The organism is Deinococcus aquaedulcis, from assembly GCF_019693445.1.
Lineage (GTDB): Bacteria > Deinococcota > Deinococci > Deinococcales > Deinococcaceae > Deinococcus > Deinococcus aquaedulcis.
Genome location: NZ_JAHRBL010000001.1, coordinates 116,882 through 134,291, shown reverse-complemented (window position 1 = coordinate 134,291; position 17,410 = coordinate 116,882). Strand labels below are relative to the sequence as shown.

Annotated in this window: 15 protein-coding genes; 8 read left to right on the top strand and 7 right to left on the bottom strand. The window is 68.7% G+C overall.

Going from position 1 to position 17,410, the window contains the following annotated elements:
- Positions 1-86: 86 nt before the first annotated feature.
- Positions 87-1,259, top strand: a complete 1,173-nt coding sequence (locus tag KMW22_RS00655) for a tetratricopeptide repeat protein (RefSeq protein ID WP_328774543.1) — start codon at positions 87-89, stop codon at positions 1,257-1,259.
- A 299-nt stretch (positions 1,260-1,558) separates the two neighbouring features.
- The gene (locus KMW22_RS00650) at positions 1,559-2,143 is read left to right on the top strand and encodes a CAP domain-containing protein (RefSeq protein ID WP_221088086.1); all 585 of its coding nucleotides are present in this window, start codon (positions 1,559-1,561) and stop codon (positions 2,141-2,143) included.
- 692 nt (positions 2,144-2,835) lie between these two features.
- On the opposite strand, the gene KMW22_RS00645 is transcribed toward KMW22_RS00650, so the two are convergent.
- The 5 genes from KMW22_RS00645 to KMW22_RS00625 all read right to left on the bottom strand — a co-directional run bounded on the left by KMW22_RS00645 (position 2,836) and on the right by KMW22_RS00625 (position 7,485).
- Positions 2,836-3,540, bottom strand: a complete 705-nt coding sequence (locus KMW22_RS00645; protein ID WP_221088085.1) for an ABC transporter ATP-binding protein — start codon at positions 3,538-3,540, stop codon at positions 2,836-2,838.
- Positions 3,541-4,305 carry an ABC transporter ATP-binding protein gene (locus KMW22_RS00640; protein WP_407928412.1) on the bottom strand — a complete coding sequence of 255 codons (765 nt, stop codon included), beginning with the start codon at positions 4,303-4,305 and terminating at the stop codon, positions 3,541-3,543. It lies immediately after the preceding gene.
- Positions 4,302-5,243, bottom strand: a complete 942-nt coding sequence (locus KMW22_RS00635; RefSeq protein ID WP_221088084.1) for a branched-chain amino acid ABC transporter permease — start codon at positions 5,241-5,243, stop codon at positions 4,302-4,304. The genes KMW22_RS00640 and KMW22_RS00635 overlap by 4 nt, the downstream gene beginning before the upstream one ends.
- A gap of 1 nt (position 5,244) precedes the next feature.
- A complete protein-coding gene (locus KMW22_RS00630) occupies positions 5,245-6,219 on the bottom strand; it encodes a branched-chain amino acid ABC transporter permease (RefSeq protein WP_221088083.1) in 975 nt (324 codons plus the stop codon).
- Between the two features lie 96 nt (positions 6,220-6,315).
- The gene (locus KMW22_RS00625) at positions 6,316-7,485 is read right to left on the bottom strand and encodes an ABC transporter substrate-binding protein (protein WP_221088082.1); all 1,170 of its coding nucleotides are present in this window, start codon (positions 7,483-7,485) and stop codon (positions 6,316-6,318) included.
- Between the two features lie 249 nt (positions 7,486-7,734).
- Between KMW22_RS00625 and KMW22_RS00620 the strand changes: the two genes are divergently transcribed.
- The 3 genes from KMW22_RS00620 (at position 7,735) to KMW22_RS00610 (ending at position 10,518) form a co-directional block, all read left to right on the top strand.
- Complete coding sequence (locus KMW22_RS00620; protein ID WP_221088081.1) at positions 7,735-8,694, top strand: HAMP domain-containing protein; 960 nt, start codon at positions 7,735-7,737, stop codon at positions 8,692-8,694.
- Entirely contained in the window at positions 8,691-9,671 is a 981-nt protein-coding gene (locus tag KMW22_RS00615) for a FadR/GntR family transcriptional regulator (protein ID WP_221088080.1), read from the top strand. The genes KMW22_RS00620 and KMW22_RS00615 overlap by 4 nt, the downstream gene beginning before the upstream one ends.
- A gap of 478 nt (positions 9,672-10,149) precedes the next feature.
- Complete coding sequence (locus KMW22_RS00610; protein ID WP_221088079.1) at positions 10,150-10,518, top strand: hypothetical protein; 369 nt, start codon at positions 10,150-10,152, stop codon at positions 10,516-10,518.
- A 45-nt stretch (positions 10,519-10,563) separates the two neighbouring features.
- Here the strand turns inward: KMW22_RS00610 and KMW22_RS00605 are convergent, their stop codons facing one another.
- Both KMW22_RS00605 and KMW22_RS00600 read right to left on the bottom strand, forming a co-directional pair.
- Positions 10,564-12,276 carry a DNA polymerase/3'-5' exonuclease PolX gene (locus tag KMW22_RS00605; RefSeq protein ID WP_221088078.1) on the bottom strand — a complete coding sequence of 571 codons (1,713 nt, stop codon included), beginning with the start codon at positions 12,274-12,276 and terminating at the stop codon, positions 10,564-10,566.
- Positions 12,269-13,054 carry a histidinol-phosphatase HisJ family protein gene (locus tag KMW22_RS00600; RefSeq protein ID WP_221088077.1) on the bottom strand — a complete coding sequence of 262 codons (786 nt, stop codon included), beginning with the start codon at positions 13,052-13,054 and terminating at the stop codon, positions 12,269-12,271. Before KMW22_RS00600 ends, KMW22_RS00605 begins: the two co-directional genes overlap by 8 nt.
- A gap of 160 nt (positions 13,055-13,214) precedes the next feature.
- Here KMW22_RS00600 and KMW22_RS00595 point away from each other — a divergent pair, with 160 nt between their 5' ends.
- The 3 genes from KMW22_RS00595 to KMW22_RS00585 all read left to right on the top strand — a co-directional run bounded on the left by KMW22_RS00595 (position 13,215) and on the right by KMW22_RS00585 (position 17,380).
- Positions 13,215-14,015: an ABC transporter permease subunit gene (locus KMW22_RS00595; RefSeq protein ID WP_221088076.1), complete on the top strand. Its 801-nt coding sequence runs from the start codon at positions 13,215-13,217 to the stop codon at positions 14,013-14,015.
- Positions 14,016-14,178: 163 nt separating this feature from the next.
- Positions 14,179-15,003, top strand: coding sequence for a hypothetical protein (locus KMW22_RS00590; RefSeq protein ID WP_221088075.1), 825 nt, complete (start codon positions 14,179-14,181; stop codon positions 15,001-15,003).
- A gap of 373 nt (positions 15,004-15,376) precedes the next feature.
- Entirely contained in the window at positions 15,377-17,380 is a 2,004-nt protein-coding gene (locus tag KMW22_RS00585) for a M14 family zinc carboxypeptidase (RefSeq protein WP_221088074.1), read from the top strand.
- Positions 17,381-17,410: the final 30 nt, after the last annotated feature.

The window sequence follows — 17,410 nt, the reverse complement described above, 5'->3', positions numbered from 1 at the left end:
GTTCTCACGTATCATGCCCTTATGCCCATTTCTGGCAGGGTGAGGCCGCGCCGCGACGCCGCGCAGCGCCCCACGGAGGTTTCCGAGTGAATCGACGCACCACAACCGGCCTGCTGGGCCTGCTGATCACGCTGAGCCTGGCCGGCGCGCAGACCGCGCCCGCTGCGCCCACCACCCCCACCAGCCCAGCGGCGGCCCCGGCCACCGCGCCCGCCGCCCCACGCGCCATTCCCGCTGCCAACTACGTGGCGCTGGGCGTGTACTACTACGAGCAGGGGCAGTTTGATCAGGCGTACGTGGCCTACCGCGCGGCGGCCGAACTGGATCCCCGCAACCCTGAAGCCCTGATCGGCCTGGGCCGCTCGCAGATCAAGCTGCGCCTCTACAGCGCGGGCATTGAAACCCTCAAGCGCCTGATCAGCCTGGACAGCCGCAACTTCGACGCGTATATCTCGCTGTCGCAGGCGTATGTGCAGCAGTACATCGGGGCCGGGGACCGCGCCACCGTCAGCGGCAACCTGAACGAGGCCCTGCGCGTGCTGACCGACGCCGAGGCCCTGGCCCAGGCCGGCACCAGCAAGAGCGTGCAGCTCAGCCGCGTGTGGAACGAGCGCGGCTATGTCTACAAGCTGCAGGGCGACGCGGCGCGCGCCATTGACGCGTTCAAGCAGGCGATTGCCCTGAACGCCGACAACGCCATTCTGCTGTACAACCTGGGCGACATGTACTACGCGACCGGCAATCTGCCGCTGGCGCTGGAAAGCCTGCAGCAGGCCGTGATCGTGGACCCGCGCGATCCGTACAACCGCGCCTACTACGCCAAGCTGCTGGCCCTGAGTGGCAACCTCGCCGCCGCCCGGCCTGAAGCCGCGCAGGCCGCCCGGTTGGCCCCCAAGAACGCCTACGCCGTGGGCCAGTACGGCGTGGTCAGCTACCTTGCCAAGGACACCGCCACGGCCCGCGCCCAGCTGACCCAGGCCGTGACCCTGGACCCGCTGCGCTACCCCGAGTTCTACTACTACCTGGGCCGGCTGGCCCTGGACAGCGGCGACCTGAAGAGTGCCCGCGAGCAGCTCACGCGCGCCGCCGCTCTGGGCAGCAACACCCCCGAATACATGTACTACCTGGGCCTGAGCTACGAGCGCGGTTCGGGCGCGGTGGCCGCCGACCGCCTGAAAGCCCGCGAGAACTACGAGCGCGCCCTGAAGCTGAACCCGGGCTACAAGCCGGCCCAGGATGGCCTGAACCGCGTGAAATAACCCGCATTGCTGTCACAACATTCTGACAGTGGGCTGGGTGCTGAATCCCCCCTTCATGTGACCCCCAGGGTGAGTCCCTGGGGGCTTGATGTTGGGCCAGGGCTTTGAACAGTGGCGTAAGGAGGGGGAAATGGCGACTGTGAGGACTTTTTTCGTCCTCCTGTGCTGGGGGCCCTACTGCCCCTGCCGGGCGGGGCGTTCATGTTCGTGAAAGTGACCAGGATGAAAGTCTGACATTTGTACCGTGAGGGCACTTCAACCGCAGGCGCCAACTGGCCGCGTGCGAAAAGGACCCTCACATGCCCAAAACTGCCCTGACTGCCCTGTTGCCCTTCGCCCTGCTGCTGGCCTCATGTGGAGGTGGCCCCAGCGCCCCCACCGCCAGCGCGCCCACCACCGTGAGCAGCAGCGGCACCGGTGGCGGCCAGAGCACGGCCCCCAGCGGCGGTGCCGGCGACCAGACCATGAGCGCCCAGGAAGCCCAGATTCTGGCCGAAGTGAACGTGGCCCGCGCCCAGGCCCGCTCCTGCGGGGGGCAGGCCTTCGGTGCCGCGCCCGCCGTGAGCTGGAACGGCTTCCTGGCCGCCGCCGCCCGGGGCCACGCCGCCGATATGGCCGAGCGCGGATACTTTAACCACGTCACCCCCGAGGGCCGCACCCCCGCCCAGCGCATGGAAGCCGCTGGCTACCGGGGCTGGACCCAGGTGGGCGAGAACATCGCCGCTGGGTACACCGCGCAGAACGTGGTGCAGGGCTGGCTGGACAGCCCCAGCCACTGCAAGACCCTGATGGACCCGGGCCTGAAAGAACTGGGCGTGGGCTACACCTACCGCCCCGGCAGCACCTACGGCACCTACTGGGTGCAGAACTTCGGCACGCGGTAACGGCGCGCGCCCCGCGCTCAGGAGTTGAAGCCAGAGCGCCTGCAGAAAATCCAGGGCGGGACTGTTCTGTGAGGGGAACAGTCCCGCCCGTTTTCGTGGGAAGGAGGCTGACAGGTCTGGGGGGCACGGCCCAGCTACAGGTTGGGGCGCGACAGGGGCTGGGAAGTGGTAGGAGGGTGGACCTGGGGCTGCCGATTGACCTCTGCGCACGGCCCGAGGCACCCCACCATCAGGATGAGCAGCACCCGCACAGCCAGTCTGTGGGCCAAATGGGCGGCGCGGCACCCTCGCTCAGCACACCAATGACCCGTTTATGACCCTGGATTGCACCGGCTCACGGGTCCATTTTCCTGGCGCCTGGAGAAAACCACGCGCCCACTGGGCTGCCTAAGGACGCGCTAGGGCTCACCGCCTGTGAACACTGGCCGACTTGGTGCGCTCCGGCTTGGCGGGGGCTGCGCACGTCAAAGGGCAGCAGCGCGAGACCGTCAGATGGCGGCTACTCGCATCAGCGTCTCCCTTCCGGGCACCGACGTTTTTGGCGGGCATGCAGCCAGAACACGCGAGCGCCATGCTCACACCCAGCTTTTCGGCTCGGAAGACAGCGCGGGCGGCGATACCCCTAAGCTGAGCGAGACGCGAGAGCACTGCGCCCGCTCCAGCCAGGAAGCGGGCGCGGCGCCGTCGCAGGCCTAACCGCCCAGATACGCGTGCAGCACGCGTTCGTCGTTCACCAGCTGGGCACTGTCACCGCTGAAGGTCAGTTGCCCGGCCTCCAGAACATAGGTGCGGTGACTGGCGTTCATGGCGAGGCGGGCATTTTGCTCGACCAGCAGAATGGTCACGCCCTGCTCGTTCAGTTGGCGGATGATGGTAAAGATCTCGCGCACGATGATAGGCGCCAGGCCCAGACTGGGTTCGTCCAGCAGCAGCAGTCGGGGGCGGCTCATCAGGGCGCGGGCGATGGCCAGCATCTGCTGCTCGCCGCCCGAGAGCGTGCCGGCCAGCTGGTGCCGCCGCTCACCCAGGCGGGGAAACCGTTCGTACATGGTCTGCAGGTCGGCCCGCACGCCCGCCTTGCGGGTGTAGGCGCCCAGTTCCAGGTTGTCCTGCACGCTCTGCCGGGCGAGCACCTGCCGCCCTTCGGGGCTCTGGGCGATGCCCAGGCGCACGGCCTCGTCGGCCGGCACGCGGGTGATGTCGCGCCCGGCAAACCGGATGCGCCCGGCCACAGGTCTGAGGAGCCGTGATACGGCGCGCAGGGTGGTGGTCTTGCCCGCGCCGTTCGCGCCGATCAGGGTGACCACCTCGCCTTCCTCCACGGTCAGGGACAGGCCCCGAACCGCCTGAATGGCGCCGTAATTCACGCTGAGGTTCTCGATTTCCAGCAGCGGCATCTATTCCCCTCCCAGGTACGCTTCAATCACGCGGGGGTCGCGCTGCACGGTGGCCGGGTCACCCACCGCGATCAGCTCGCCGAAGTTCAGCACCGCCACGCGGTCACACAGGTTCATCACCAGCGGCACGTGGTGTTCAATGACCAGCACCGTCAAGTCAAACTGGTCGCGCACCTGCCGGATAAAGGCGGTCAGCTGGCCCTTCTCGGCGGTGTTCATGCCAGCGGCGGGTTCGTCCAGCAGCAGCACGCGCGGCTCGGTGGCCAGGGCGCGGGCAATTTCCAGGCGCCGCTGGTCGCCGTAGCTGAAGTTGCCCGCCAGCTCGCCCGCCCGGTCCCCCATGCCCACAAGATCCAAGAGCTCCCAGGCACGGCGTTCGACCGCCTGCTCCTCGGCCCGCGCCGCACCAAACACCCCACGCCACAGGCCCGCGTGCGTGCGGGCATGCTGGGCAATCTTCACGTTCTCCAGCGCCGAGAGGCCCCGGAACAGGCGGATGTTCTGAAAGGTGCGGCTCAGGCCCGCCTGCGCCACCCGGTGCGGCGGCAGGCCCGTAATCCGCTGGCCCTGGTAGATCAGACTGCCCCCCGAGGGCGGGGTGAGGCCGGTCATCAGGTTGAACAGCGTGGTCTTGCCTGCGCCGTTGGGGCCGATCAGGCCGAAGATCTCGCCCTGGTGCACCTCGAAGCTCACGTCGTTGACGGCCACCAGCCCGCCGAAGCGCCGGGTCATGCGCTGTGCCTGCAGCACGGGCGCCGCCATCATGGCTTGACCTCGGCCACCGAGACAGGTGGGCCCTGCACCGGGGGGCGCTGGGGGGGCCGGGGCCGCGTCAGCCGCGACAGTGCGCCCACGATGCCCTGCGGCAGGTACAGACTGGCCACGACCAGCACCAGACCGTTGATGACCAGTCGCCAGTCGGCCAGGAAGCGCAGCACTTCGGGCACGGCGGCCAGCAGCGCGCCGCCCACCACCGGGCCCCAGATGTTGCGGCTGCCGCCGATCAGCACGGCCGCCAGAATGGTGATGCTGGCGTCGAAGGTGCCCTGCTTGGCGTTCCAGGTGTTCAGGAAGGGCGCGCTCATGGCGCCCACCAGTCCGGCGAGCGCCGCGCCGATCACGAAGGCCAGCACCTTGTACTGGGTGGGCGGCACGCCCATGGCGTCGGCGGCCAGTTCGTCCTCGCGGATGGCGCGCAGCGCCCGGCCCACCCGTGAGCGTTCCAGTTGCCGCGCGAACAGCAGCGTGAGGGCCAGCAGCGGCCCAAACAGGAAGATGTACTGCCAGCGGTCCTGAAAACCGAAGGCCTGCGGAATGCCGAAGATGCCCACGGCGCCTCCGGTGAGGGTGAGGTTCAGGGCCACGACGCGCAGAATCTCCACAAAGGCAATGGTGGCCAGCGCGAGGTAGATGCCGCGCAGCCGCAACGCCGGCACGCCCACCACCACGCCCAGCAACCCGCCCAGCACCGCCCCGGCCAGCCAGGTGAGGGGAAAGACGCCGTTCCCCAGGGCATCGCGCAGGTCCGCGAAGGCAGGGTTGGTGAGCATGATGGCGGCCACGTACCCGCCCAGCGCGTAAAAGCCTGGGCTGGCGAGGCTGAGCTGTCCGGCCTGCAGGGGAAAGTACAGGCTCAGGCCCAGCAGACCGGCCTGCAGCATGGTGGCAATAAGGAAGCCGTAGGTTTGCAGAAAGTCCGCCACGTTACACCTTCTGAATGGCGCTGCGGCCCAGCAGCCCCTGGGGCCGCACGAGAAGAATGGCGAACAGCAGCGCGAACGCCACCGCGTCCTTGTAGGCAGAGTAGTCGGCAGGCACGAACGCTTCGGCCAGTCCAATCACCAGGCCGCCCAGCACGGCGCCCGGAATGCTGCCCAGACCGCCCAGCACAATCACCGCCAGCCCCTTGAGGCCGTAGGTCACGCCGAAATAGGGCCCGGCCACCCCAAACGCCGTGCCCACCAGCGTGCCCGCCAGCCCGCCCACGAAGCCCGACAGGAAGAAGGTGATCACGATAAAGCGGTCCACGCTGATGCCCAGCAGGCTGGCGGTGCCGGGGTTTTCAGCCACGGCACGCAGCGCCTTACCAATTTTCGTGCGGCCAATCACGTAGCCCAGGACGGCCAGCATCACGAGGCTGACGGCAAAGATGATCACTTGGACGGTGCGGATGATGACGACCTTGTCGCCCATCGTGAACGACAGCGCGGGCGGCGTGTCGCCGTAGGCGTCGGCGGGAAAGTTGTAGATTTCCGCGCCGACCAGCAGCTGAATCAGGTTCACGATCACCAGGGCCACGCCCAGGGAACTCACCAGCGCCAGCAGCGGGTCGGCGCCGCGCGACCGCATGGGCCGGAAAGCGAGGCGTTCAATGAGGACCGCCACCAGCCCCGCCCCCACCGCGCCCAGCAGGGTGGCGAGGGCGAATGTGAGCGGCTCCCCGGAGAGCGGCGAGCCGTTCGGAAACAGGTTCACGCCTTTGAGAAGGCCGTTGTTCCCGAACTCACCCACCACCAGCGTGTAGGTGAAATAAGCCCCCAGAGTAAATACTGCGCCGTGCGCAAAATTGATGATGCCCAGAATCGAAAAGACCAGGGTGTAGCCCAGGGCGAAAATGGCGTACACGCTGCCAATCGCCAGGCCATTTAAGAGGTTCTGCACCAGTTGACTGAATTCCACGCGGGGGGCCTCCTTGAGGGCTGGACCAGGGCCAGAAGCGGCGGGCCGTGGGCCATGAGCTGCTGTCATGACCCACGGCCCGGGGCGTACTGCCCCTTACTTCAGGTACACGAAGCTGCCGGTCTTGGCGTCCTTCATGCGGATCTGCGCCACGTAGAACTCTTTCTGAATCACCTCGCCTTCCTTGTCGAAGGCGATGGGGCCCAGCGGCGTGTTGTATTTGCCCAGCAGAATCTGCTTGTTCAGCTCCACGCGCAGGTCGTCCAGATCCCAGGTGTTCAGCTTCTTCTTGCGGTCAATCACCTTCAGAGCCTCAACCATCACCTGCACGCCCGCGTAGGCCTGGGCGGCGAACTGCGGCGGGGCCTTTTTGTACTGCGCGGTGTATTCCTTCACGAACACCTGATTGGCGGCGCTGCCTTGGTTGGGGCTGTAGGCCTGGGCGATGATCACGCCGTCGCACAGCTTCTGGCAGACGGGGAACATGTTGGAGGTGTTCAGGCCGTTGCCGCCGATGATCAGGCCCTTGTAGCCCAGCTGGCGCAGCTGCTTGACGAGGTTGCCGCCATCGGCCGCCAGACCGGAGATGATCACAAGCTCCACCTTGGCGTTCAGCACTGCTGTCACCTGCGTGGTGAAATCGGTGTCGGTGGTCTGGAATTTCTGCACGGTGGCCAGGGTCAGGCCCTGGGCCTTGACGGTTTCCTGGAAGGTGCCGGTTTCGCTGGTGGAAAAGGCGTCGTTCTGGGCGTACAGCACCGCCACTTCCTTGATCTTGGGGTCCAGCTTCAGGGCCTGTTTCACGGCGTTGGGGGCCACCACGGCCACCGGGGCAGAGACCCGCGCAATGAAGTTGCCAATCTGGGGAATGCCCTTGGCGGTGTTGCTGGGCCCCAGCACCGGCACTTTGGCGCGCTCGGCAATGGGGTCAGAGGCAAAGGCCTGCTGCGAGAGGGTGGGTCCCACGATGCCCACCACCTTGTCTTTGGTGATGAGGTTCTGGAAGGCGTTGATGGCGCCGGCCTCGTCGCCGCCCGTGTCCTGGAACACCAGTTTGAAGGGGGTCCCATTGATGCCGCCGCGCGCATTGAGGTACTTCTCGGCAAAGCGGGCGCCGATCACCTGTTCCTGCCCCAGCAGCGCGGTGTTGCTGGTCTGGGCCACCGCAATGCCGATGGACACGGTCTCTACCTTCTGGGCCTGGGTCAGCCCCAGCGTGAGCAGCAGGGCCGCAGAAAGCACACGGGGCAGCGCGGTCTTGGACATGGCAACTCCTTACACTTCCGGCCCCGGTGTCTCCGGATGGGCCGGTCAGACAGACAGAGCGGCCACGCCCGCCAGGGGGCAGCACGCACCATCACAGCTGTGACCAACGGGCGGTCACGCCACCTGCGCAACTTGTAGAAAAGGACAGGGTGAGTGTAGGCTGAGGCCACACGGCAAGTCAACTGTTTAAATGTTCAGATCAATGAACTCGGTTCAAGAAAACCGGGCCTTCACACCCCAGGAGCCTCCATGACCATCACCACGCCGGCCCCCCTGCGGGTCACCCGCCCCGAACGGCGCCTGAGCCTGCGCACCAAGGCGCTCCTGATCAGCGTGCTGCCCATTCTGGGGCTGGGGGTGCTGCTGGCCGCGCTGCTCACCGCCCAGCGCCGGGCGGAGGTGGGCACCATCTCGCGCTCCCTGAGTGCCTCGGTGGCGAGTGTGCTGGCCAGCACCCTGGACGTGACGGACCTGACGCAGGTGAACGTGCAGTTGCGCGCAGCGGTGGCCTCCCCCAGCGTGGCCTTTATTGACGTGCAGCCTGCGGGCGAGGCCCCGCGCTACTTTTTCAGTGACGAGCCGCAGACTGATTGGCTGCTGCGCGCGCAGCTTGACGCTTTCTTGCAAGCCCAGCCCAGCGGCACCCACCTGGAAGTGCCAGACACCCGGGCCCAGGCCTACCGCGCCGCGCAGGCCGCCCTGGAAGACACCTGGGGCGTGGGCGCCCCCCAGAGTGTGACCGAGCACCTGCAAGAGGCCGTGGCCCGCCTGAGCGCCACCGAAGGCCAGACCCAGGTGTACGAGGTCACGCAGCTGGACGTGTACGACACGCCAGCGGGGCGCGTGCTTCGCCTGCCCGGCGAGGCCGCCCCGGCCGGGCAGCCACTGTTTCATCTGGCTATTGGCGTCACGCTGGGCAGCCTGAACACGGCGCTGCACCGACAACTGCTGCTGGTGCTGCTGGCCTGCGCCGTCACGGCGATGATCGCGGCCCTGGTGGCCTACTGGGCGGTGCGCCGCGTGGTGGGCGTGATTCTGGCGATCACCGAGGCCGCGCAGCAGGCCAGCCTGGGGCAGCTGGACGGGCCTATTCAGATTCGCCCCGGGGGCCGCCCCGACGAACTGGGGGACCTGATCAGCGCCATTGAGCGCCTGCGCGTGAGCCTGCACCTCGCCCTGAGTCGCCTGCGCCCGGGGGGCCGCCCATGAGCGAGGGCAGCGGCGCCTTTTCCCCCGAGCCCCTGGACAAACGCTCGCTGGGCGAGCACATCGCCGCGCACCTGCAGGCCCTGTTGCTGGACGGCCAGCTGCGCCCCGGCGACACCCTCCCCAGCCAGCGCGAACTCGCCACCCGCTACGGCACCAGCGTGGCGGCCGTTCGCGAGGCCATCAGCATTCTCTCGGCCAGCGGCGTGGTGGACGCCCGGCCCGGGCGTGGCACGGTGGTGCTGCCCGTCACCCAGCAGGCCCCCAGCATCAACCTGTGGCTGGGAGTGGTCCACGACGAGACCGAAGCCCGCGCCTTTCTGGATACCCGGCAGGTGCTGGAGCACTACACCATTGCCCAGGCTGCCCGGCGCGCGACCCCCGAGCAGCGCGCCGAGCTGCTGGGGCACCTGCACGCCATGCGTGACGTGCAGGGGGACCCGGAGCAGTTCATTCAGGCGGACCTCGCGCTGCACCTCGCTGTGGCGCAGGCAGCGGGCAATCCGGTGGTGCTGCGGCTGCTGCGGGCCATTCACATGCCGCTGGCCAATGTGCTGCGCGCCGTGAGCACCGAGCTGCTGCGGGGCGGGCGGTTTCCGGCGCTGTACGCCACGCACGAGGCGATCATCCACGGCGTGATTCGGGGCGACGCCGTGGGGGCCACGGCCGCCTTTGACCACATGCTGGACCAGACCACCGAAGGCGGCGTGCTGGAACGCGCCCTGGGCCGCCATGCCCAGCCCGAGCCGCCGCTGGGCCCGGCCTTTTTAGAAGATCTGCACTGGAACCTGACCCGCCTGATTGGCCCCATGGCCGACGTGCTGATTCCCGAAGCCGCCAGCGAACTGGGCGTGGACCCCGGCGCCTTGACCCGCAGCCATCTGGGCCGCTACCTGGCGAACCTGGCCCGCCAGTTGCCCGAAGCCAAACAGGCCGAGTGGCAGGCCCTGGCCGAGTTGCTGGAAAAGCGGTATGGCTGAAACGGACGGGGACCGTGCCCTGTGGCCGTTCCAGGGGCCTGCAGAAGAGGGTCGCCCTGAACGGCTGCTCGCCTGAGCTGCTTGGCGGATGCACCGATGCAGGCCCGCGCCTATCCTTATGGGGCTGACCTGGCGAGACGACACCCAGTAGGCCCTTTGGAGGGGGCCTGCTCTGGCCGGACGTTTATGGGCGTGTGATACGGGACTCCTCTGATTCCAAAGCATATTCGGAAGAGCACAAATATGCTTTTCCATCGCCGGAGTCCCGTATTCTCTCGTGTTCGCCTCGCTCACCCCTCGCCTTCGGCTCACCCGAGTTCCTTATGAACAGCACACGCGCCGCCTTGTCGCCCGTCGTCTTGCGCACCACATTCAGCCATTCTTCGGTTACGGGAAGCCCCGGGCCGTTCAGGTCGCGTGGCCCCGGCGGCAGTGGTGCGAACTGAGGCAGTTTGAAGAGTGGGTTCCCGCGCAGGTGATGGCCTCCCAGCATCCGGGCTCGGTGCTGGAGCCGGTGCGGCGCTGGCGCCGCAAACCCAGGCCGCACTGGGCCGTGGTGGGGTACCGGGTGGGGTTTGCCCAGCGACTGGGCGCCCCTTTTCGTACGCCCGTCATGACCTGGGAACTGGAAGAAACCGTGGTCCGTTTTCGGCAGGCGCAGGCCCGGCGCTGGCTGAAACGGGGCGGCCTGAGGGGCGGCGTTTCTTCGGCGACCCGCGTGGCCCGACGGCGCTGGCGCCGGGCCGGCCGGGCGATCTGCCGCCTGGCCCAGCAGGGCGACCTGGAACGCGCCGAAGCCCTTGATCCCCAGCCGCGCCGCCTGGGCGTCATGTGGGAGATCTGGTAATGGGCGGGGCGGCGTCTGTGGCCGCCTCCGCTTTGCTGCGTAGACCTAGCCCCGGGCCGCCCGCTGCGCCTGCACAAAGGCCAGAAACGCCTCGCGGTCCAGGGTGTTGACCACCTGCGCTGGGGTCAGGCCAGCTTTCCGGGCCACCATCACGCCGTATTTTGCGTCGGCCAGGCCGGCGGGCACGTGGGCATCGGTGTTGATGGCAAAGGTCAGGCGCTCGCGCCAGCGCAGGGCCACGCGCCAGTCCAGGTCCAGGCGGTAGGCATTGGCGTTGATTTCCACCACCGTGCCGCTCGCCTCGCACGCGGCCAGCACCGCGTCCAGGTCCAGCGCGTAGCCGGGGCGGCGCAGCAGCAGGCGCCCCGTGGGGTGGCCCAGAATGGTGACCAGCGGGTGCTGCGCGGCGCGGATCAGGCGTTCGGTCTGGCGCGCGGCGTCCAGGTTAAAGAGGCTGTGCACGCTGGCCACCACGTAATCCAGCTCCTGCAGCACGTCGTCCGGGTAGTCCAGAGAACCGTCTTCCAGAATATCCACCTCGGCGCCCGCCACGATGGGCAGCCCGGCCGCCTGCAACTCGCGGATTTCCTTCAGCTGGGCCTGCAGGCGCTCAAGGCTCAGGCCGCCCGCGTAGTGCGCGGCGCGCGAGTGGTCCCCGGTGCCCAGGTAGCCGTGGCCCAGGCGCACGACTTCCCCCGCCAACTCGGCAATGCTGGCCGCGCCGTCGGACCACGTGGAATGGGTGTGCAGCATGCCGCGCAGGCTCTGCACAGTGACCAGTTCATCTGGGTGGGGCAGCGTGGGCCACAGGTCGTCGTGTTCGGGTTCGCGGTACTCGGCGGGGCGCAGCGCGAGTTGCAGGGCCTGGGCCACCTCGGCCTCGGTGGGGGTGTCCAGCGGCTGTCCCTGGCGAAGCAGGCCGTGGCCGCTCAGTTCCAGGCCTAGGGCACGGGCGGCAGCCTGCAGGCCCTCGCGGTAGGGCGCGCTGCCGCCCATCGTCAGGTCCAGGGCGCCGCGCACCGCTGAGGTGGGCGCAAAGGCCACCTCGACGGGCACGCCGTCCAGCCGTCCGGCCAGCACGGGGCGGCCTTCCAACGGGGCAAGGCCCTCAACGACCCCCGCCAGGGCCGTGCCCAGGGCATCGGGGTGTCCCGTCACGGTTACGCGCGCAGCCCGCACCGTGTCCAGGCCCCGGCGCACGTCGCCGCCCGGGCGGGGGTCAAAGGCGGCCAGTTGCCGGCACAGCAGCTCGGTCACCTCGCACGCGGTGCTGAGGTGCTGGCGCTCCTGCGAGGCCAGGGCGAACTCCACCGCGCCCAGAAAGCCAGCGGCACTCTTGGGGCCGAAACCGCGCAGGGCCGCCACCCGGCCGTCGCGACAGGCCTCGCGCAGGCCTTCGAGGGAATCAATGCCCGCGTCCCACAGCGCCCGGATCTTCTTGGGGCCCAGCCCGCGCACCCGGAACAGGCTCAGCACCCCGGCTGGAATGAGGCTGGCGGCGTCTTCCAACGGCGCGAACACCCCGCCGCGCGCGTAGGCCAGCAGGTCCGCCGCGATTGTCTTGCCCACCTTGGGCACCCCAGCAAACCCGGCGGCGATCAGGGTGTCGGCCTCGGCGTCCAGGCTCTCCAGGCTGCGGGCGGCGCTGCGAAACGCCTGGGCGCGAAAGGCATTGTCGGCTGAGCCCAGCAGGTCCAGCAGATCGGCGGTGGTTTTGAGCACGCCCACCAGGCCTTTTTTGCTTGGCGCCTCAGGCATGGCGCACCCCGCCCCGGTAGGTCACCACCCGGGCATCCACGGCCTGCAAGAGCTTCAGGGCATCGGTAAAGCGGAAGCCCACCTCTACGGGCCGGTGCGCGTCGCTGCCCAGCACAAAGGGAATGCCGCGCTCGGCCGCCTGCCGGGTCAGGTCGGGGGCCGGGTAGGCTTCGGCCACCGGCTTGCGCCAGCCGGCCGTGTTGAAATCCAGGCTCAGGCTGTGGTCGGCAATCACGTCCAGCGCGCGCAGCGCCGCTGCGCCCAGCGGGTCGCGGTGTCCGAACTTCTTGGGCAGGTCCAGGTGGCCTATGGCGTCAAACAGGCCGCTCCTGGCCGCGCCCTCCACCAGGGCGTAATACTGCGTGTACAGCGCGCCCAGGTCGCGATTCTCGTATTCGGCCACGAATTCGGGGTTGTCAAAGCCCCAGGCGCCCAGGTAATGCACGCTGCCAATCACGTAGTCCCAGGGGTGCATGGCCAGCACCCGCTCCACAAACCGCTCGGTGCCCGGGTGAAAGTCGGCTTCCAGGCCCAGGCGCACCTCCAGGCGCCCGGCAAACTCGGCCTGCACCGCCTGAATCGTCTCGATGTACTCGGCCAGCTGATCCAGCCGCATGCGCCAGGGGGCGTCGTACCACGCGGGCATAGGCATGTGGTCGGTAAAGCACAGCCCCTGCAGCCCGGCGTCCAGGGCCGCCTGCGCGTACTCGCGGGGCGACCCGCTCGCGTGCCCACACAGGGGCGTGTGCAGGTGTGAATCGAAGAGAAGGGGGCTCATGGGGTCCAGGGTAGAGCACTGCCCCCCCGCCGGGCATCTGCGCTTGAGCCCCCGGCACAGGCCCCGTACGCTGAGCCATGCCCCCAGGCCATCTTCGCCTCCTGCCCCTGGCTGCCCGCACCCCCGGTAGCCACGCCCCGACCCCTGGGCGCGCCAACAGGTGAAGGGACTGGGCGCCCTGCTGGGGCTGCTGGGCTGGCACGCGGCCCTGGTGGTGGGAACGCAGCGCCACCTGCCGCTGCCCGAGCGGGTGCTGGCCTACCCGGCGGTGCTGGCGTCTGTCTTCACCCCCGAGGTCCTGGGGCCTGTGGCCGAGGCCGCGCTGCAGAGTGCCGCCTACCTGCTGGGCGGGGTGGCCCTGGCCTGGGGGCTGGCGGGGGGACTGCGCCGCGCACCCCTGGCGCTGCTGTGGGTGCTGGACACCGTGCCCCCCTTTCTGCTGCTGCTGCTGGGCGTGGCCCTGGGCCTGGGCGTGACCCTGCACCAGGGCTGGACCTTCCCGCTCACCCCCTGGTCGCCGCTGATGCTGACCCTGATGGTGGGCAGCCTGGCCCTGCCGATGGCCGCCCGGGCCGCCACTCAGGGGCGCGCCGCCTACCACGAGGCGCTGGCCGCCGACCACAGCCGCACGGCGCGGGCCATGGGCCTGCCCGAGGCGCAGGTGCAGCGCCGCGCCGCCGCGCTGGCCCGCCCGGTGCAGGCCGCCTCGCTGGGTGCCGACGCCCTGGGGCTGGCCCTGTCGCTGGCTCTGCTTGAAGGACTGCTGCACTTTCCCGGCGTGGGCGACACGGTGTATCTGGCGGTGCAGGGGCAGTTCTCGGAAACGGGACGGCTGGAAGGCGAGCACCTGACCCTGTTTGCGGGGGCGCTGCTGGCCCTGCTGGCGCTGGCCTTCGTGGCGCACCTGGGGCTGCGCTGGGCCGCCGCGCGCCTGGACCCGCGCCCACTGGCGGAGGCGTGAGACGGCTTCTGAAACATAATGGAGGTCCAGGAATCGAGCTTCAGGAGCGCCAAATGCAGGGGCCACCCAGACCAGCACTGGATGTTCTGAACATAGCCGGCATTCGGATGAGCGCGGTCCAGGCACGAGGGCCAGCCAGAGGGGACGGAGGCCTCCCGCCGCCATGAGATGGGTGCTGCTGCCCCTGGTGCTGCTGGCCCTGCTGGCCCCGCGCCAGGAATGCGAGGTGCGCACGCTGGTGCCGCTGGCTGCCCCACAGGTCGCCCAGACCAGGGCCGAGATCCCGTTCGCCGTGCCGCCGCTGCGCCCAGGGCACCCGGCCGCGCCCCTGGGCACCGACCGCTTTGGGCGCGATCCACGCTGTCTGGCACCGCGCGCCCTGGGCCGCTCGCTGGGCCTGGCGGCCGGCACGGTGCTGCTGGGGCTGCTGCCCGGAGTGCTGCTGGGCCTGTGGCACGGCTGGGGCCGCCTGCGCCTGCCGCCCGAAGTGCCCACGCTGCTGGTGCTGGTGCTGCTGCTGGGCCGATCCTCCTTCCGGGCGGTACTGGTGCTGGGCGCCGCGCTGCTGACCGCCCGGCTGGTGGGGGCCCAGGTGGCGGCCCTGCGGCGCGAACCCTTTATGGAAGGCGCGCGGGCCCTGGGGGGCGGCCCCTGGCATGTGTGGCGCACCCACCTGTGGCCGCACCTGCGCCACCGGGCTGCCGCTGTGGTGGCCACGGTGCTGGGCGGCGTCTTCCTGTGGCTGATGGAACTGGGCGCCCTGGGGTTTCACGACCAGCCCACCCTGCGCGTGGCCTTCAGTGACGGCTTTGACCCGGTGCCGGACATCACCGCCATTCCCCTGAACGCCGACCTGGGCCAGCTGATCAGTTTTGCGCGCTGGGCGTGGCTGGACACGCCCGAGGGGCTGCTGTGGCCCGTCGCCCTGCTGACCCTGCTGGTGCTGGCCCTGAAAGATCTGGCGCGCTGGCTAGAGACCCGGCACTAAGCGGGCCCCCTGACGCGGCGGAGCACGGCGGCGGTCTGGGCCCCCACCCCACGCCCTGCTTTTCGAAGGCACCTGTCTAGAACAGCGCCCCCAGTCTGCCCCGTTCTCCCGGGCTCCAGGTGGGTGCGTTCTGCCGGGCCGTTCAGATGCGCCAGCAGGGCTTGCGACCTGTCCGGGCACTAGCACGAAACCGTCAAGGTGCATGTCAGATTTCAACAGGCCGTTCAACAAAGCAAGACAACACTTCCCTGAGGGCCAGAGAGCGGGTGTTACAGTGCCGGAGTACCACACAACGCGGGTGCCCCTGTTCGTGACCGCCGATTCCCCGGGCGGCCTGCGGCGCAGGCGTGCGCCCTTTGCCCCGGAGGCTGTTATGACCAGAAGGCTCACGTCGTCCCTGCTCCTGAGTACCGCGCTGCTGCTCGCCGCCTGCTCGCAGACCCCCGCTCCCCAGGCCGCGCCCCCGGCGGCCCCCGGCACGTCCCTGGTGGCCACCGCCGACGAGTGCAGCACCTTTCAGCAGCATCCAGTGGTCGTCTCGCGCATTGATTTTCAGACCGAGCGCGACTGGATTGACATTGTCAAGACCTTCGAACCGCTGGGCGGCAGTGCCGAGGAGAAATTCGTGCTGCTGGACGTGGGGCAGGCCGATTTCGAGCGCCTGCGCGTGACGGGCCTGACACGCGGCTGGACCATCCGCATTGACCCAGCGGAGACGGCCAAACACAGCGGCTCTCTGAAGCAGAACCTGGGCAGCCTGTCTATCAGCGGCTATCCCTGCTACCGCACGGTGGAAGAAACCTACACGAGCGCGCAGAGCATCGTCAGCCAGTACCCGAACCTGGCCACCTGGACCTCCATTGGCGACAGCTGGCTGAAAACCAAGGGCCGGGGCGGGTACAGCATGAACGTGCTGAAGCTGACCAACCGCAGCATCACGGGCACCAAGCCCCGGCTGCTGATTACCGCGTCCATTCACGCCCGCGAGTACACGCCTGCCGAACTGGCCACCCGCTTTGCCGAGTACCTGGTCAGCAACTACGGCAAGGACGCCGACGTGACGTGGATGCTCGACAGCCAGGAAGTCTGGCTGGTGCTCCAGAGCAATCCCGATGGCCGCAAGAAGGCTGAAGCGGGCGCCTCGTGGCGCAAGAACGTGAACGACACGCAGCGCTGCAGCAACGGCCTGTTCGGCGCCGACCTGAACCGCAACTTCAACTATGCCTGGGGCACCGGGGGCTCCAGCACCGACCCCTGCAACGAAACCTACCGGGGGGTGAGTGCGGGGTCCGAGCCCGAAACCCAGAACCTGCAGAACCTGATGAAAGCGGCTTTTGCCGACAACCGGGGCCCGGCCCGGGGCGACGCCGCGCCCGCCAGCACGCCCGGCGTGTACGTGGATATTCACAGCTACTCGCAACTGGTGCTGTGGCCCTGGGGCGACACCACCACCCCCACCGCCAACGCTTCGGCGCTGCAGTCGCTGGGGCGCAAACTGGCCTACTTCAACGGCTACAAGCCCGAGCAGGCTGTGGGCCTGTACCCCACCAGCGGCACCACCGACGACTTTGCCTACGGCGAACTGGGCGTGGCTTCCTACACCTTTGAGCTGGGCACCGCGTTCTTCGAGCCGTGCAGCACCTTTACCGGCACCACCCTGCCCAAAAACCAGGCGGCGCTGCTGTACGCCCTGCGCGTGGCCCGCGCGCCCTACCAGCTGGGCAACGGTCCCGACAGCGTGAGCGTCACCGCGCCGGCCAGCGTGGCCACGGGCGCCAGCTTTACCCTCAGCGCCAGCGCCGACATGACCCGCTTTAACACCAGCAACGGCGCCGAACCGTCGCGCACCATTGCAGGCGCCGAGTACTTCATTGACACGCCCCCCTGGGCGGGCGGCACCGCGCGCGCCATGACGGCCACGGACGGCAGCTTCAGCAGCAACCGTGAAGCGGTGCAGGCCACCGTGTCCACCAGCGGCCTGAGCGCCGGCAAGCACACCATCTATGTGCGCGCCCGCAACAACAGCGGCACCTATGGCCCGGTCTCGGCCCTGTTCGTCACGGTGGGCAGCGGCACCACGCCCACCCCCACCACGTACACGGGCAGCGTGAGCAGCGGCACCAACTCATACCAGCCGGGCAGCGCGGGCTTTTCGTACGCGGGTGGCACCCTGAAGGGCGACCTGACCGGGCCCAGCGGCACCGACTTTGACCTGTACCTGCAAAAGCTCTCGGGCAGCACCTGGAGCAACGTGGGCGCCAGCGAAGGCAGCACCAGCACCGAGAGCATCACCTACAGCGCCGCCAGTGGCACCTACCGCTGGCGTGTGTACGGCTACAGCGGCTCTGGCAGCTACACCCTGACCGAAACGAAGTAAGCGCGCACAAGCGAGGCAGCCCTCCCCGCA